This window comes from [Clostridium] ultunense DSM 10521, assembly GCF_000511955.1.
GTDB lineage: Bacteria > Bacillota > Clostridia > Tissierellales > Tepidimicrobiaceae > Schnuerera > Schnuerera ultunensis.
In genome coordinates, this window is record NZ_AZSU01000002.1 from 441,024 (window position 1) to 457,744 (window position 16,721).

Here is a 16,721-nt window from a genome sequence, read left to right on the forward strand (position 1 = left end):
TCTGTCTTATTTTATGATAGCTTTTAATTTTTTTGCCTCTTCTTCTGACACCATATAAGCATTGACGGTTTTATCATCATAACTTTTAACTTTCTTTATAGCTTCTTCCTTTGGCATAGGTTCAGAAAAATTTTCATCTACTATCACCACGAATTTTTCCCCCATAAATATCTCCCCTCTCCCTTTTATATTTATTATGTCCAAAAAGGAGAATAATATCCTTTGTTTTGGAATATCATAAGCAATACTTATTAATAAATAAAAAAGCATTTTTTATAAAATCTTGTTGACAAAAGCTATTACATAGTGTTAATATTATTAACAGACATGAAACATGTTACATATGCAAATAATATGTTTCATGTTTTAATAGAAACTATATGTAACATGTTTCACATCTTAGGAAAACGAAATCATTAAATTGTTAAAGGGGGTATGCAATGTCTAACATAAGAGAAATAGCAGAGCGAGCTGGAGTTAGTATAGCAACTGTATCAAGGTATTTAAATGGTACTGGATATGTAAGTGAAGAGGCAAGTTTAAAGATTCAAAGAGAGATAGACAAAGCAGGATATATCCCTAATGCATTGGCTAAGGCAATTTTCACCAAAAAATCCAAAACTATAGCTTTAATGATACCAAATATTACAAACCCATTTTTTAATCAAATGGCTACAGCTATTGAAGAATATTGTAATAAGATGGGATATACCTTATTTCTATGTAATACTGGTGATAATAAAGAGAAAGAGGTTGAATATTTGGAAGCGTTAAAAGCCTATAGGGTAGATGGTATAATTGCATCTAGGACTCAATGTAAAGAAGAATATCTGAATATTCAAATTCCTGTGGTTTCCTTTGAGAATCATATATCATCTTCCATAATTACCGTTTCATCTGATAACTATGATGGTGGGAAGATAGCTTTTAATCATTTGTATGAAAAAGGATGTAGAAAAATTCTCCATATTAAAGGTCCAGAGGCTTTTGAAGCTACAGAATTGAGATGCAAAGGATTTCTAGAAGCAGCCAAGGAAAAGGGTCTAGAAGTGGATATTGTACAGTTCGAAACAGATTTTCATGTTAAGATGCTTGGGGAAAATTTAAATAATATTAAGAACATCGAAGCTTATGATGGAATATTCGTTTTTAATGATATTGCTGCTGCTGTAGTAATGAGACATTTGAAAGAAAAAAATATTAAAATTCCTAGTCAGGTTCAAGTGATTGGATTTGACGATAGTTTTATAGGAGAACTGCTACATCCATCCCTAACAACCATTCGTCAGCCTATTAAAGAATTAGGAACTTTAGCAGCAGAGTTATTGATACGACAAATAGATGGGGAAAAGATCCCTATTGAAGATCGTTTAATTGAAACTAAATTAATTCAAAGAGAAACAACTTTATCTTAATAAAATGCTCAGCAAGTTTTAGAAAGGAGGTTTTAGAGTGGATAAGGACATCAAATTAAGAGTCAAAAATATAAGTAAATCTTTTCCAGGTGTTAAAGCACTGGACAATGTTAGTTTTGCGGTCAAAAGAGGCACTGTACATGCTATATGTGGTGAAAATGGTGCGGGAAAATCAACTTTGATGAAGATTATAAATGGTATTTATAAACAAGATTCAGGAGATATCTTAATTGATGAAAAGGTAGTTCAAATTAATAATCCTATACAAGCAAGAAGCTTAGGAATTTCTATGATTTTTCAAGAATTAAACTATATACCAGAATTGACAATTGAAGAAAGTTTGTTTGTTGGAAATTGGCCTAAGGGGAAATATGGAAATATAGATTGGAAAATGATCAGGAAAAAAACACTAGAACTATTAGAAAAGGAAGGTCTAGATTATTTACCAACCATCAAATTAAAAGATTTATCAATCTCTGATATTCAGATGCTGGAGATATTAAAGGCTATATCATATAATTCAGATGTAATTATAATGGATGAGCCTACTTCGGCGATTACTCAAAAAGAAGTAGAAGTTTTATTTAACAAAATAAACGGGTTAAAAGAAAGAGGGGTTAGTATTATTTATATATCTCATAAAATGGATGAAATATTTAGAATAGCAGATGAGATTACCGTATTTAGAGATGGAATTGTAGTTGATTCTAGAAATAAAGATGATTATGACATGGAAACGGTAATAGCACAGATGGTAGGAAGAAAACTAGACAATAGTTATCCAAAAGAAAATGTAGAAATCGGAGATAAGATCTTGGAAGTAAATAATTTGACTAGTACTGGGCAGTTCGAAGATATTAATTTTTATTTAAAGGAAGGTGAAATTGTTGGTTTTGCTGGTCTTATGGGATCAGGTAGATCAGAAGTAATGAGGGCATTATTTGGTCTTGATCCATATGAATCAGGAGAAATTATTATCAATAAAAAGAAAACAATAATTGAGAATACTCAAGACAGTATTAAAAATGGAATGGTAATGCTATCTGAGGATAGAAGAAGGTTTGGGATTATTCCTGTTCGCACTGTCAAGGAAAACGTATCCTTATCAAATCTTAAAAGGTTCATTTATGGTGGTAGATTACATAAAGATGAAGAAATTCAAACTGTAACTGAATATTGCAACAAGATGAATGTAAAGACACCAGATATTGAAACTATAGTAGAGGTTTTAAGTGGTGGGAATCAACAGAAGGTCATATTAGCTAAATGGATGGTAACAAATCCAGATATTCTTATATTAGATGAGCCAACTCGAGGAATAGACGTAGGTGCCAAATATGAAATTTATAAACTTATGGTAGAACTAGCGAAGGAGAAGAAAGGATTAATAATGATTTCTTCAGAATTACCAGAATTAATAGGGATGTGCGATAGAATTTATGTTATGGCTAAAGGACGTATTGCAGGTGAGTTAGATAGAGAAAATTTCTCACAGAAAAATATAATGCTATATGCTACTGCATCAAGTAATGAAAAAGAGGTGGAAGTATGAAAAAAAATAGTTATGGTAAAAGGTGGCTAAATCTGATGAGTAAATATAGTATATATTTTGTACTATTAGCACTTTTTATTATCAGTTGGTTAGCCAATGAAAATTTTATACAACCAAATAATTTAAAGAATGTTGCTAACCAAATATCCGTTGGCACAATCTTGGCGTTCGGACAAACAATATTGGTTATATCAGGAATGATAGACCTTTCTTCTGGATCTGTTCTAGCACTGGCGGGTGTATTGTCAGTTTCAACTTATGTAAATACTGGTTCATTACTTCTATCCTTTGTAGTCGCAATTATAGTAAGCGTTACATGTAATATACTAAATGGATTAATGATAACTAAGTTTAGAACACCACCTTTTATTGCTACTTTAGCGATGATGACAATGGCTCGTGGAGCAGCGTTACTATATACAAGGGGACAAAATATTTATCAAATAGGAGATTATATTATTTTTGGACAAGGTAGTACATTTGGCATTCCAAATCCAATTATATTTTTAATAATTACTTTGCTAGTAACTGCATATTTATTAAAGCATACTATATTTGGAAGATCGATATACGCTGTTGGTGGCAATGAGGAAGCTGCTAATGCATCAGGTATTGATGTGAACAAAACTAAGATGAAGGCTTATATTATCAATGGTATTTTTGTAGGTATTGCTGGGATAATATTCATGTCTCGTGTTAATGGCGGTATGCCTAATGGTGCTATATCATACGAATTTAAGGCTCTTACTGCAACTGTTATCGGAGGAACTAGTTTTACTGGTGGTGTAGGTACTGCTATGGGTACTTTAGCTGGGGCTTTCATAGTAGGATTTTTAGATAATATTATGGTAATGGTAGGAGTAGATTCTTATTTACAGCAAGTTGTAAGAGGGGCAATTATTGCTTTAGCAGTAATTTATGATATTTGGGCTAAAACGGGTAAAGCTGATAAAAAGCTTAGAAGTGCTGAATAAAATATGGTTAAAATAGTTAATTCTATTTTAATAATAAAAAAATGGAGGTTTTGAAAAATGAAAAAAATACTTTCAATGATCTTAATGGTTATCATAATGATAACAATGGTAGCCGGTTGTTCAAGCCCTTCCACTGAAAGTGGTGGTGAAGTCGAAGGTGGTGGTGAAGATAGTAATGGAAACGGTGTATATCGAATAGCTTATATTGCTCGTGCTCAAGCAGATTCATTTGCAGCTTGGTTAGCCAATGCGGTTATGGAGGAATCTGAAAAATATGATGATATTAAAGTTGATGTTTTAGATGGACAAGCTTCTGATGATACCCAGAATGGTTTAATTGAAAATGCTATTGCTAACAAATACGATGTAATTATTATACAGCCTAATAATGGTGAGGCACAAAGACCTTATGCAGAAAAGGCGGTAGAAGCAGGAATAATTACTATTACTACTAATGCTCGTATTGATGGGATTGAAGGGGCATCTTCAGTGGATGCTGACCCATATATGCAAGCAAAGGTAAACGCAGATTTAGCAGTTGAACAAATACCTGAAAATGCAAATGTGGTTGTTTTAAATGGACCTCCAGGAAATTTTCATGCTGATGAAAGACGAAAAAGTTGGGAAAACGAATTTTTTGCTAAAAGACCAGATGTTAAAATAGTTGGTGAGGAAATTGCAAACTGGAACAAAGACGAGGCAATGAATTATATGGAAACATGGGTTCAAGCTAATGATAAGATTGATGCAATAATCTCCATGAATGATAATATGGCAGCTGGGGCATTAGAAGTTGTTAAAGATGATCCTAAATTTAAAGATATTTTAGCATATGGTGTAGACGGTACTGCAGAAGCTGTATTATTAATTAAAGAAGGCAAAATGACTTCTACAAGTTTACAAAGTGCATATGATTTAGCTGAAGCTTTACTTAGCACAAGTCACAAGTTATTAACTGGTGAAGAAGAACAAATAGATATTGATATAGATTGTCCATTAATTACTTTAGATAATGTAGATGAATACATTGAAATGCATAAGAAAGCAGGGGCTATAAAATAACGAGTTAGTTTTATAATTATAATAAATTGGTGCGTGAATTACAATATTTACGCACCAGTTTTAAAAGGAGGTTAATAATATGGAAAACAAAGGTATATTTATGAGCGGTACAAATAATATGGTCTGGAAAAGCCTACCTATGCCTAAAATTCAAGAAGATGATGTTTTAGTACAAATAGAAGCTGTAGGAGTATGTGGTTCAGATTTACATTATTATCAATATGGTAAAATTGGAGAGTTTGTTGTTGATGGAGATCTTATACTGGGTCATGAAGCGACAGGGAAAGTTATAGAGGTTGGTAATAATGTAAAGAATCTTAAAGTTGGTGATAGAGTAGCTTTAGAACCAGGGAAAACTTGTGGCAAATGTGAATATTGTAAAAATGGCTTGTACAATCTTTGCCCAGATGTGGAATTCTTTGCTACACCCCCTTATCATGGCGTTTTTACCAATTATGTAGCGCATCCAGAAGATATGTGTTTTAAGTTGCCAGATAATGTTTCAAGTGTAGAAGGTGCTTTAGTGGAACCGTTATCTGTTGGACTTCATGCTACAGGATTAGGTGGAGTAGAATTAGGTGATACAGTTGTAATTTTTGGTACTGGGTGTATCGGACTTTCAACTTTATTAGCAAGTAAAGCAAGAGGGGCTTCCACTATTATAGTAGTAGATATGCTAGAAAACAGATTGGAAAAGGCAAAAAAATTAGGGGCAACTCATATTATAAATGCTAAGGAAGTTAAAGTAGTAGAAGAAATATTGACTTTAACTGAACAAAAAGGAGCTCATGTAGTAATAGAGACCGCAGGAGCTATTGCTACGGTAAAACAAACGGTAGATGTTTTAAAAACTGCAGGTACTATAGTTATGGTAGGTATGACTCCTAAGGATGAAATCGAATTTAATTTTATGAAATTGATGAATAAGGAAGGACAGATTAAGACCATTTTCCGCTATAGGAATTTGTATCCAGTTGCTATAAATGCTATTTCTAGCGGTGATATTAATGTTAGGGATATAGTAAGCCATGAATTCGATTTTGAAAATACAAAAGAAGCTTTCGATTATATAATTAAGAATCCAGATGAAGTGGTAAAGGCTGTAATTACAATGAAATAGACTTTAAGGGAAGGGATATAGATGTACTTTATTGGAATTGATATTGGAACCTCATCAGTAAAAATAATTGCCATTGATGAACTAGGAAAGATAATAAAATCAGTCACCAGAGAATATCCTATTTATTTTCCTAAGCCTATGTGGTCAGAACAGTACCCGGAGGATTGGTGGAATAAGACTATAGAAGGACTTGAAGAATTACTTGAAGGTATTGATAGGAGTGAAGTTAAGGCCATAAGCATGAGTGGGCAGATGCATGGATTAGTTATTCTCGATGAAAGGGATCAAGTGATTAGACCAGCCATACTATGGAATGACCAAAGAACTGAAGATGAATGCTCATACTTGAATGATGTAATTGGCAGAGAAAATATTTCTAAATGGACTGGTAATATTGCATTAACAGGGTTTACTGCTCCTAAATTACTATGGCTAAAGAAAAACGAACCAGATAACTTTAAAAAGATAGAAAAAATTATGTTACCTAAGGATTATATAGCATATAAGATGAGTGGGGTATTTGCTACAGATTTTTCTGATGCTTCAGGTACATTATATTTAGATGTTAAAAATAGAAAATGGTCACAAAATATGCTGGATATTCTAAATATAACTATATCACAGCTACCTAAGCTTTATAACTCCTATGAGGTTATAGGAAAAATAAAAGGGGAACTGGCCCATAGATTAGGCCTTAATAAAGATGTAAAAATTGTAATAGGCGGTGGCGATCAGGCAGTTGCTGCTGTAGGCGGAGGAGTAGTGGGTAAAGATCAATGTTCAGTATCTTTAGGAACCTCAGGGGTGGTTTTTGCAAATTCTAATGAATTTGCTGTGGATAAAGCTAATAGATTACATTCCTTTTGTAATGCAAGTAGCAGTTATCATGTAATGGGTGTTACCTTGGCAGCAGCTGCTTCGTTGAAATGGTGGGTTGAAAACATAAACAAATCTAAGAATTATGATAGTATCATAAATGAAATTAAAGATTCAGATTTAGATAATCAGGTATTTTTCCTACCTTATTTAATGGGGGAAAGAACACCTCATAATGATCCATATGCAAGAGGGACTTTTATAGGGATGGATATGACTACTCAAAGGGAAGATATGACCCTTGCAGTATTGGAAGGTGTAGCTTTTTCCTTGAGAGATATTTTTGAAATTATGAAGGAAATGAAAATCAATATTTCTGAGATTACTATAAATGGCGGTGGCGCTAGAAATTATTTTTGGTGTCAAATTATAGCTGATGTATTAAATGTGAAAGTTAATAAGGTAAATTCAGATGATGGTCCGGCATATGGAGCTGCGATTTTAGCAACGGTAGGGTATGGATTATTTGATTCTGTAGATGAGGCATGTGAAAACTTTATAAAAACAACTCATACAATTTATCCAGATGGCAATAAGGTAGCTTTATATGATGTAAAATACAACAAATATAGACAAATTTATCCATGTTTGAAGGAATTATTCAGAAAGTAGATAAATGTGATTGTTGATTGTTAATAGAGTTAATAGTACTCGGATGGGGCACAGAATCTCCATCCGAGATTTTATTTATTTTTGTTTTGTATAAACTATATTGGGGTACCATAATAATCACTATAATAGATAATTTGATCATAAATTTTGGGGGAATATAATTGAAATCTATGATGGAGAAGGCATATAAATCTGCTAGATTTATTATTATATTTGGTATATTAAATAGAATTCTAACCTTTGTAAAAGAAGCATTAATAGCTTCCAAAATAGGCTGTTGTTTTGAAACGGATGCCTATTTTACAGCTTTTGTGGCAGCTACTCTATTAGCTGAAATAATTGGAGAAGGGATTAGTACTGGTATGGTACCTATATTACTGAAAATTGAGGAAAAGGAAGGAAGTTGGAGGAAAGTAGACTATGTAAATAATTTACTTCATATGGTTATTATTCTTTCTATACTATTAATGGTACTTGGTTGGGTTTTATCCCCAGTAGTAGTTAGAGTTTTAGCTAAAGGGTTTGTTGGTGAAGAATTTAAAGCCACAGTAAATCTTATGAAAATAGGTTTACCCATTGGCATTTTTATAATAATAAGGGCAGTATTTATAGCATATTTACAAAGTTTCCATGCTTTTAAAGCTGGTACTAAATCCTGGATTTATTATAATATAGTATATTTAATATATTTGGTCGCTTTAAATAAATATGGAGTTTATGGATTGATGGTAGCAGGTATACTAGCTTCTGCTGTACAATTGTATTCGGTAATACCTGCTTCTATACATTTAGGATATAGATATGAAAGGATATTAGATTTTAAAAATGCCTATATAAAGGAATTTGGGATAATGTTTATGCCCATAGTCATAGGCATTTCCATAAATAGGGTTAATGTAGTAGTAGATAAATCAATAGCCTCTACATTGACTACCGGTTCTATTTCTTGGTTAAACTATGCTAATGATATTATTCAATTGGTTTTAGGAATATTTATTACTGCCATAGTGACTGTACTATTTCCTATAATATCCCAAGAATACAATAGAGAAAATATCGAATCCTTGAAATCTGCCATGAAAAAGGGAACTAAAATTATCCTTTCCATAGCTGTACCGGCTACAGTAATATTAGTAACATTATCTGAACCTATAGTAAAACTATTATTTGAAAGGGGAGAATTTGGACCAACTGCAACTTTAATGACCTCAAGGGCATTAACCTATTATGCTTTAGGTCTTGGAGGCATGGCCCTGGTATTGGTATTAACAAAGGTACACTATGCAATGCATGACTCCATAACGCCTATGGTTTCTTCAGCAGTAGGGGTGTTGGCCAATTTAGTATTAAATATAATATTATCTAAATATATGGGAGTAAAGGGTTTAGCCCTAGCTACTAGCATATCCACGACTTTAGTCACAGTATTGTTGATAAAAGACCTAAATAAGCGAATAAAAGTTATAGATATCCACAGAGATATTAAGATTTTTATTAAATTTGTAATAGCGGCAGGTATTATGGCAGTAGCAATTTTATTCGTCTATAATTCAATGGAAGGAATTAATATTACAGGAAATATAATAAGGATTTTAATACCTGCAATGGCAGGACTATTGGCTTATATGGGAACGGCTTTTAAACTATTTAGAGTCTAAAAAGTTTGTTCCCAATACCCCAGCAACAATTAAAATGGAGCCGATAATATGGTAAGAGTACAATTTTTCTCCTAGAATTAGGGCGCCAGCCAATATAGAAATAATGGTACCTAAGTTGGAAAACACGCTCATTTTAGAAGCTTGGATTTTAGATAAAATATAATTAGTAAGCAAAGATGTGCATAAAGAGGATAATACTCCAAGGTATAATATGGCTAAAACAAAATCTATATTTCCTAATGGTGCCAAAAAACTGCCAACTGTACCATTTATCAAATTTTTTACAAAGGCAACTATATTGAAAGCAATGAAACTGATAATAATCATTATATAGCTTAGCTCTATACCGCTAAAATCCTTGGTTAAAATCCTAGCCAATACGCTATATCCGGAAAAAGATAGTNTATACGTCAAAGGAATATCGTGAAACAGTGGAATCAAAGCAATTTAAACTATCGTATAGTGCTAAAGGTTGTCCTTATGACAACGCCTGTATAGAAAGTTTTCATGCAATACTAAAAAAAGAATGCGTATATCTTAATACATTTATAGATCATAATCATGCTAAGTTAATATTATTTCAATATATAGAAGGATTTTATAATAGAAAAAGGATTCATTCATCAATCAACTACATGACTCCAGATGAATATGAGAATCTATGTAGAGTAGCATAGCTTGCTTTAGATTTTGAGCCTGAGGGGATGATAGCCACCCGTAGGGCTTGCCATTGATAAGCCAATAAATAAATGCTACAATATTCCACCACGAAGGCACAAAACATAGCTTGCTTTGAGTTTATCGCCTTCGGGTAGAAACCTAAAAGCATTTATGTTTGGATTGTCAATGGTGGCGGAGACCCACAAAAAAACCTAAATTTTTGTCCAAACTATTGACATAGATCCAGTAGCAATTTTATTCGTCTATAATTCAATGGAAGGAATTAATATTACAGGAAATATAATAAGGATTTTAATACCTGCAATGGCAGGACTATTGGCTTATATGGGAACGGCTTTTAAACTATTTAGAGTCTAAAAAGTTTGTTCCCAATACCCCAGCAACAATTAAAATGGAGCCGATAATATGGTAAGAGTACAATTTTTCTCCTAGAATTAGGGCGCCAGCCAATATAGAAATAATGGTACCTAAGTTGGAAAACACGCTCATTTTAGAAGCTTGGATTTTAGATAAAATATAATTAGTAAGCAAAGATGTGCATAAAGAGGATAATACTCCAAGGTATAATATGGCTAAAACAAAATCTATATTTCCTAATGGTGCCAAAAAACTGCCAACTGTACCATTTATCAAATTTTTTACAAAGGCAACTATATTGAAAGCAATGAAACTGATAATAATCATTATATAGCTTAGCTCTATACCGCTAAAATCCTTGGTTAAAATCCTAGCCAATACGCTATATCCGGAAAAAGATAGTGCAGATAATAGTAACAATAGTATACCTTTTAATCCAGTAAGTTCTATAGATGAACTGGTCATTATTACTATATATATAACACCTGATACGGATAGTATAATAGATAATTTTTGGAATATACTAGTTTTTTCTTTTAAAAAATAGCTGGCTAAGATCAAAGTGAAGATGGGGGCTGATGCTTGCATAATTCCTGCTTCAGAGGATGAAGCATATTTTAGACCAAAGGTTTGAAAACTAAAGAACAACAGTGGATATAATAGGGCTAGTGGAAGGATCCTTTTGATTTTATTTTTATCATATTTCAGATTAATCCATTTGAATAATATAGGTATTAATATTGCTATAAAGGATGCAGTAAAACGATAAGCCAATATATCCAAAGGGTCTGCAGAATTTAAAGCTATTTTACCAAATAGGAAAGAAAACCCAGTGATTATAGAATATAATATAGCTGCAAGATAGACTCGACCATTATTAGTAGTTTCCATAAAAACCTCCTATATACTTAGTACATAAATAATATCATTTATTGGTAGGGTAAATCAAGTATTATGGAAGATTGGTATTAATCAATGGTTTTCCTATTGCAGTTGTTATATGGATTTGGATATACTATAAATAGTAGTATTGCCTAATGTAAATTTAGCTAATAATAGATTGGGGGCTGATTTTATGAACCAAAAAGAAATTAGATGGCGTCAAAGATTTGAAAATTTTGATAAAGCTTATAAGCAATTTCAATCTGCTATTTTAGACTTTGGTAACCTAAATATATTGGAAAAAGAGGGATTAGTTCAAAGATTTGAATATACATTTGAGTTAGCTTGGAAAACGTTAAAAGACTATTTAGAATCTCAGGATGTAATAGTCAAATTTCCAAGAGAAATAGTAAAATCTGCCTTTCACTATGAAATTATCCAAGATGGAGAGGTGTGGATGGATATGCTAGAAAACCCCAATCTATTAGCTCATACCTATAATAGGGAACGTTTTAATTTTGCTGTAAAAAAGATAAAAGAAGAATATTATGGTGCTATATTACAAGTACATAACTATTTAGGAGGAAAAATATGAATTTTGGTATACCGTCAAAGAGTATGAGCTTAATTATTAATGCTTTGGTACAGAAAGAAGAAATTGAAAAGGCCCTTATTTTCGGAAGCCGAAGCATGGGAAATTATAAGAATGGTTCTGATGTAGATATAGCCATATTCGGAAAGGATATTACAATGGAAATATTAAACCAATTGAGGATTGAATTAAATGAAAAATTGCCCTTGCCTTATTATTTTGATATTGTCCACTATGATTCCTTAGAACATGATAAATTGAAAGAACATATTGATAAATATGGGAAGGTATTGTATGAGAAAGGAGTTAAATAAATCAGGGACTAGTTCCTGATAGTCCCTGATTTATTATTACTTATTATTGGTAGAATACATGTCCACCGATTTTTGATACATAAGATTTGTTTTTCACAATCCAAGTACCAGCTGCTTTATTTGGGTTAAAGAAATATGTTGAATTTCCAACGGGCCTCATACCATTTAATGAATCTTTTGCAGCATTAATACTTTCTTGAGAAGGGGTGTTGTAAATAGTGCCATCAGCAACAGGACTGAATTGAGGAATGCTTCCATAGTATTCGAATATAACATTATATATGGTATTGGGAAACTCTTTAGAATTTACTCTGTTTAAAATTACGTTCCCAACAGCTACCTTTCCTTCATAAGGTTCCCCACCAGCTTCTGCTTCAATAATTCGAGCCAGCCAGTATATATCCCCAGTATTATAATTTCTAATATTTGTCCCTTCTCTTGATGGACTAGAACTGCTGTATAAGGTCCTTATTGTTTCTGGTCCTGCAATACCATCAATTCTTATTCTATGGTCTATTTGAAAATTGATTACAGCTTTTTCTGTTATCTTTCCAAATATTCCATCTAAATAATAATGGTAGTAACCTTTTTGATTTAATGCTTTTTGGAGCCTCAAAACATCTTCACCACGATGACCATAATATAATGTTCTACTAGACCCACTAGCTAAAGTAGGTGTAGTAAAAACCACCAAAATTAGCAGGACCAAAATAATATGTGATATTTTGTTTCTTTTCATTTTACCTACTCCTTCCTAAACTTAGTTTCCGAAGTTAGCTTTCAAATAGGGGCAAACCCCTCCAGTTGGTTCCCTCGTACCTAAAAATTTAGGATTCAGCTGTTACTTGATTTACAACATAGGTGTTATTATATAAGAAAATAAATATTATGTAAACAGGCTAAGCTTAAATACCAGAAATTACATTTTTCCCAATCTTATCCCATTTCTGTTTTACTAGCCCCCTTATGGGTAAAATAGTATTATAGGTATATTACAATTAAATCTTCAATAAGGAGAGGTGCAAACATGAATTTTCCAAATGCAAATATCTTAGAAGTAGATTTAACCAAGGGTACTATTAAGAAGACTATATTAGATGGAGAAACCCATAGACTCTATCCAGGGGGTTCTGCTCTAGGTACCTATATATTATTAAAAGAGTTAAAACCAAAGGTGGATCCCCTTTCGCCAGATAATGTTCTAGTTTTATCCGTTTCTCCATTTACGGGACTTCCTATAGCGGGGGCTAATAGGATAACTGTAACTACTAAAAGCCCATTAACCAATGGTATAGGGGATAGTCAAGCTGGAGGTTTTTTCCCTGCTTATTTGAAGGGAAATGGTTGGAATGCTTTAGTGTTTAAGGGAAAGGCAGAAAAACCGGTGTATTTATACATAGACGGCGATGAAATAGAGTTGAAAGACGCTTCAAAGATATGGGGGGAAGTTACCGGAGAGGCAGAAAGATTGATAAGAGAGGATTTAGGTATAGAGGATATAGATATAGCTCAAATTGGACCTGGAGGCGAAAATCTAGTAAAGTTTGCAAATATTATCAATATGTGTAATAGGGCCAACGGTAGAAATGGCACAGGAGCAGTAATGGGTTCTAAAAATTTAAAAGCCGTAGTTGTAAAGAAGAAACTAGGCCTTAAACCGGCTGATGAAGAAAATTTCAAAACACTAGCTAGAGAAGGTGTAGATAGATTTAATAATAGCCATGGATTACAGCAATTAGGAGAGCATGGTACCAATAGAGGCCTTATTAGTCATCATAAAAATGGATTTTTAGCTACTAGGAATTGGATATCTGGATATTTTCCTGAAGGAGCAGAAAATATCACTGGAACTACTATGACTGAAACCATATTAAAGAAAAGGGATACTTGTTATGCCTGTCCGGTAAGGTGTAAAAGGGTAGTAGAAATAGAAGGAAAAGTTGACCCTCTCTATGGCGGACCCGAATATGAAACAGCAGCAGCACTAGGTTCTTATTGTGGTATTACTAATTTGGAAACCGTTGCGATTGCAAACCAATTATGTAATATGTATGGATTAGATACTATATCCTGTGGTGCTACCATATCCTTTGCCATGGAATGTTTTGAAGAGGGGATATTGACCAAGGAAGATACAGATGGATTAGAACTGACCTTTGGAAACGATGAAACATTAATTAAACTAATAGAAAAGATTGGGAAAAGAGAAGGGATAGGGAATCTATTAGCAGAAGGAAGCTATAGAGCAGCAAAGGAAATAGGTAAGGGTGCTGAGAAATATAGTATGACTGCAAAGAAGCAAGAATTACCTGCCCATATGCCTCAGTATAAACCTTCCTTAGGATTAATATATGCAGTAAATCCCTTTGGAGCTGACCATCAATCTTCAGAACATGACCCAGTCCTTACATTACCTCCAGAAAGTCAGGCAAGGAAGAACTTAGCCATGATAGGAATTTATAAGGGGTATGATGACAATTTTGAATTAGACGATGAAAAGACTAGGTTTGCTTTTAATACTCAATGTCTTGAATCTACCATAGATACATTATCCCTATGTCAATTCCTATGGGGAGTTGCGACTTTATACGGACCAAAGGATCTAGTCTCATTAGCTAAATATGGCATAGACTGGGATACTTCCCTTTATGAGCTTATGGAAATAGGTGAGAGAAAGGTAAATATGATGAGATATTTCAATGCTAGGGAAGGATTTACCAAAGAAGATGATACTTTACCTGAAAGACTTTTTGAGCCTTTCAAAGATGGACCTTCTAAAGGAGCAGCTTTAGATAGAGAAAAATATGAAAAATCAAAAGAATTATATTATGAAATAGCAGGCTGGGATAAGGAAACGGGTAATCCAACAGAGGGAACTTTAAAAAGATTATCATTAGGATGGGTAGCTATATAATTGTTAAGGTCACCATTGGTGGCCTTATTTTGATTAGGGATATTAATGACTTTGCTTTTTTTAGGCCTAATTGCTATAATACCAGTTGATAAGTGATAAAATTATTTACAAAATTGGAGGTTGGGATGAATATTTTAAAGAATAATAAAAATATAATAGTTCTATGCGATTTTGATGGAACAATAACTACAGAGGATACTAATGTTAAATTATTTAATAAAATTGGCGATAAGGATATTATACAAAAATACAGGGAGAAATATTATAACGGTGAAATAGATATAAGAACTTTGTCTAACAATCAATTTGATAGTGTTAAATTATCAAAAGAATCTTATTTAGATTTTATATTAAATGAAATAAAATTACAAAGAGGTTTTAAACTTTTCTATACTAATTTAAATAAGTACAAAATACCCTTTGTAATTGTTAGTGGTGGTTATGAAACGGGCATTAGGCCTTTTTTGAACAAGCATGGATTTAATGATATTCCTATTTATGCAAACAAACTAATCTTTAACGGTGATTCAGTTACCGCACAATATTATGATGAAGAACATTTTCCAGATTTAATTCGTAAAGATTGTTATAAAGATTTTAAGGTAGAAATTGTTAAGAAATATAGGAAAAAGTATGATAGGATTATATTTATTGGAGATGGTTCTACAGATATTAACATAGCAGATAAAGTAGATTATCTATTTGCCAAAGATTATCTAAGAGATTACTGTATTAAAAATAATATAGATCATATTGATTGGGAAGATTTTAATGATGTGAATAAATGGATTTTCAGATATTAAATATAATAATGAGTAAATCTTCCTAATAGAAATAGGGATATCTTCATAACGAGTCTTTATACCTATGAGTAATTATATTAATTTATTCAAGGTTGATGCCAGGCTTAGAAAGGAGCAATAATTGATGAAATTATTATTAGACATGCATAACCACACTATTGCAAGTGGGCACGCTTATAGTACTGTCCAAGAAATAGCAGCAATAGCTAGCAAAAAGGGATTAAAATATGTAGGGATAACGGATCATGGGCCTGCAATGCCAGGAGGACCACATATTTTTCATATAGGAAACCAGAGAATTTTACCAAAGGTGATAGAGGGAGTAGAAATATTGAAAGGTGTAGAAGCTAATATATTAGACCAAAAGGGAAGATTAGATATACCCAATAGTATGTTAGAAAACTTAGATATAGTAGCGGCAGGGTTTCACGATGCATGTATAGAACCTTGTGATATAGAAGGAAACACAAAGGCTCTTTTAAATACTATGAAAAATAAAAACGTAGACATAATAGTTCATCCAGGAAATCCAATTTTTCCAATTGACAAACAAGAATTTGTACTTGGTGCAAAAGAAACTAATACTTTAGTTGAGATTAACAATAGTTCATTTTTGCATAGTAGAAAGGGCAGTAAGGAAAACTGTTATGATATAGCCATGTTGTGTAAAAAACACAGGGTTAAAGTAATCGTGGGTAGTGATAGTCATGTGGCTTTTGATGTAGGAAGATTTGATAAAGCTCTTGAGTTATTAATATCCATTGAAATGCCAGAAGAATTAATTATAAACACATGCACTGATAGGTTTGTAGATTATTTAAAGGAGAAAGGCAAAGCTAGATTTAGTTTTAAAGGATAGTTATTTTAAATAGATATAGATGGTGGAAAATATAAACATATTATTTACGA

The 16,721-nt window shown here is 32.6% G+C and carries 16 protein-coding genes and 1 pseudogene; 13 read left to right on the forward strand and 4 right to left on the reverse strand.

Annotated features, from left to right (window positions below; genetic code table 11):
• Positions 1-6: 6 nt before the first annotated feature.
• Positions 7-165 carry a hypothetical protein gene (locus CUL_RS19280; RefSeq protein WP_005582822.1) on the reverse strand — a complete coding sequence of 53 codons (159 nt, stop codon included), beginning with the start codon at positions 163-165 and terminating at the stop codon, positions 7-9.
• A 275-nt stretch (positions 166-440) separates the two neighbouring features.
• On the opposite strand from CUL_RS19280, the gene CUL_RS0104930 reads away from it, so the two are divergent.
• The 7 genes from CUL_RS0104930 to murJ all read left to right on the forward strand — a co-directional run bounded on the left by CUL_RS0104930 (position 441) and on the right by murJ (position 9,269).
• A complete protein-coding gene (locus tag CUL_RS0104930) occupies positions 441-1,415 on the forward strand; it encodes a LacI family DNA-binding transcriptional regulator (protein WP_005582558.1) in 975 nt (324 codons plus the stop codon).
• A gap of 37 nt (positions 1,416-1,452) precedes the next feature.
• The gene (locus CUL_RS0104935) at positions 1,453-2,967 is read left to right on the forward strand and encodes a sugar ABC transporter ATP-binding protein (protein WP_005582556.1); all 1,515 of its coding nucleotides are present in this window, start codon (positions 1,453-1,455) and stop codon (positions 2,965-2,967) included.
• A complete protein-coding gene (locus CUL_RS0104940; RefSeq protein WP_025640696.1) occupies positions 2,964-3,941 on the forward strand; it encodes an ABC transporter permease in 978 nt (325 codons plus the stop codon). The genes CUL_RS0104935 and CUL_RS0104940 overlap by 4 nt, the downstream gene beginning before the upstream one ends.
• Positions 3,942-3,998: 57 nt before the next feature.
• Entirely contained in the window at positions 3,999-5,003 is a 1,005-nt protein-coding gene (locus tag CUL_RS0104945) for a sugar ABC transporter substrate-binding protein (protein ID WP_025640697.1), read from the forward strand.
• 79 nt (positions 5,004-5,082) lie between these two features.
• Positions 5,083-6,123 carry an NAD(P)-dependent alcohol dehydrogenase gene (locus CUL_RS0104950; RefSeq protein ID WP_025640698.1) on the forward strand — a complete coding sequence of 347 codons (1,041 nt, stop codon included), beginning with the start codon at positions 5,083-5,085 and terminating at the stop codon, positions 6,121-6,123.
• Between the two features lie 21 nt (positions 6,124-6,144).
• Positions 6,145-7,611 carry a xylulokinase gene (gene xylB / locus CUL_RS0104955; RefSeq protein ID WP_025640699.1) on the forward strand — a complete coding sequence of 489 codons (1,467 nt, stop codon included), beginning with the start codon at positions 6,145-6,147 and terminating at the stop codon, positions 7,609-7,611.
• A gap of 170 nt (positions 7,612-7,781) precedes the next feature.
• Positions 7,782-9,269: a murein biosynthesis integral membrane protein MurJ gene (gene murJ, locus CUL_RS0104960; protein ID WP_051403513.1), complete on the forward strand. Its 1,488-nt coding sequence runs from the start codon at positions 7,782-7,784 to the stop codon at positions 9,267-9,269.
• Here murJ and CUL_RS0104965 read toward each other — a convergent pair.
• Complete coding sequence (locus tag CUL_RS0104965) at positions 9,255-9,647, reverse strand: EamA family transporter (protein ID WP_236616432.1); 393 nt, start codon at positions 9,645-9,647, stop codon at positions 9,255-9,257. The genes murJ and CUL_RS0104965 overlap by 15 nt on opposite strands.
• 26 nt (positions 9,648-9,673) lie before the next feature.
• Here CUL_RS0104965 and CUL_RS0104970 point away from each other — a divergent pair.
• Positions 9,674-9,946: pseudogene (locus CUL_RS0104970) on the forward strand (integrase core domain-containing protein); the annotation flags it as partial.
• A gap of 346 nt (positions 9,947-10,292) precedes the next feature.
• On the opposite strand, the gene CUL_RS0104975 reads toward CUL_RS0104970, so the two are convergent.
• A complete protein-coding gene (locus tag CUL_RS0104975) occupies positions 10,293-11,198 on the reverse strand; it encodes a DMT family transporter (RefSeq protein ID WP_025640702.1) in 906 nt (301 codons plus the stop codon).
• A gap of 184 nt (positions 11,199-11,382) precedes the next feature.
• On the opposite strand from CUL_RS0104975, the gene CUL_RS0104980 reads away from it, so the two are divergent.
• Complete coding sequence (locus CUL_RS0104980) at positions 11,383-11,784, forward strand: HI0074 family nucleotidyltransferase substrate-binding subunit (protein ID WP_025640703.1); 402 nt, start codon at positions 11,383-11,385, stop codon at positions 11,782-11,784.
• Positions 11,781-12,095 carry a nucleotidyltransferase domain-containing protein gene (locus tag CUL_RS0104985; protein WP_025640704.1) on the forward strand — a complete coding sequence of 105 codons (315 nt, stop codon included), beginning with the start codon at positions 11,781-11,783 and terminating at the stop codon, positions 12,093-12,095. The genes CUL_RS0104980 and CUL_RS0104985 overlap by 4 nt, the downstream gene beginning before the upstream one ends.
• 43 nt (positions 12,096-12,138) lie before the next feature.
• Here the strand turns inward: CUL_RS0104985 and CUL_RS0104990 are convergent, their stop codons facing one another.
• Complete coding sequence (locus tag CUL_RS0104990) at positions 12,139-12,834, reverse strand: cell wall hydrolase (RefSeq protein ID WP_025640705.1); 696 nt, start codon at positions 12,832-12,834, stop codon at positions 12,139-12,141.
• Between the two features lie 288 nt (positions 12,835-13,122).
• Here CUL_RS0104990 and CUL_RS0104995 point away from each other — a divergent pair, with 288 nt between their 5' ends.
• From CUL_RS0104995 to CUL_RS0105005, 3 genes are all read left to right on the forward strand, one after another.
• Positions 13,123-15,009, forward strand: a complete 1,887-nt coding sequence (locus CUL_RS0104995; RefSeq protein ID WP_025640706.1) for an aldehyde ferredoxin oxidoreductase family protein — start codon at positions 13,123-13,125, stop codon at positions 15,007-15,009.
• Positions 15,010-15,134: 125 nt separating this feature from the next.
• Positions 15,135-15,812, forward strand: a complete 678-nt coding sequence (locus CUL_RS0105000; RefSeq protein ID WP_025640707.1) for an MtnX-like HAD-IB family phosphatase — start codon at positions 15,135-15,137, stop codon at positions 15,810-15,812.
• Positions 15,813-15,936: 124 nt separating this feature from the next.
• Complete coding sequence (locus tag CUL_RS0105005; protein ID WP_005584431.1) at positions 15,937-16,671, forward strand: phosphatase; 735 nt, start codon at positions 15,937-15,939, stop codon at positions 16,669-16,671.
• Positions 16,672-16,721 lie beyond the last annotated feature (50 nt).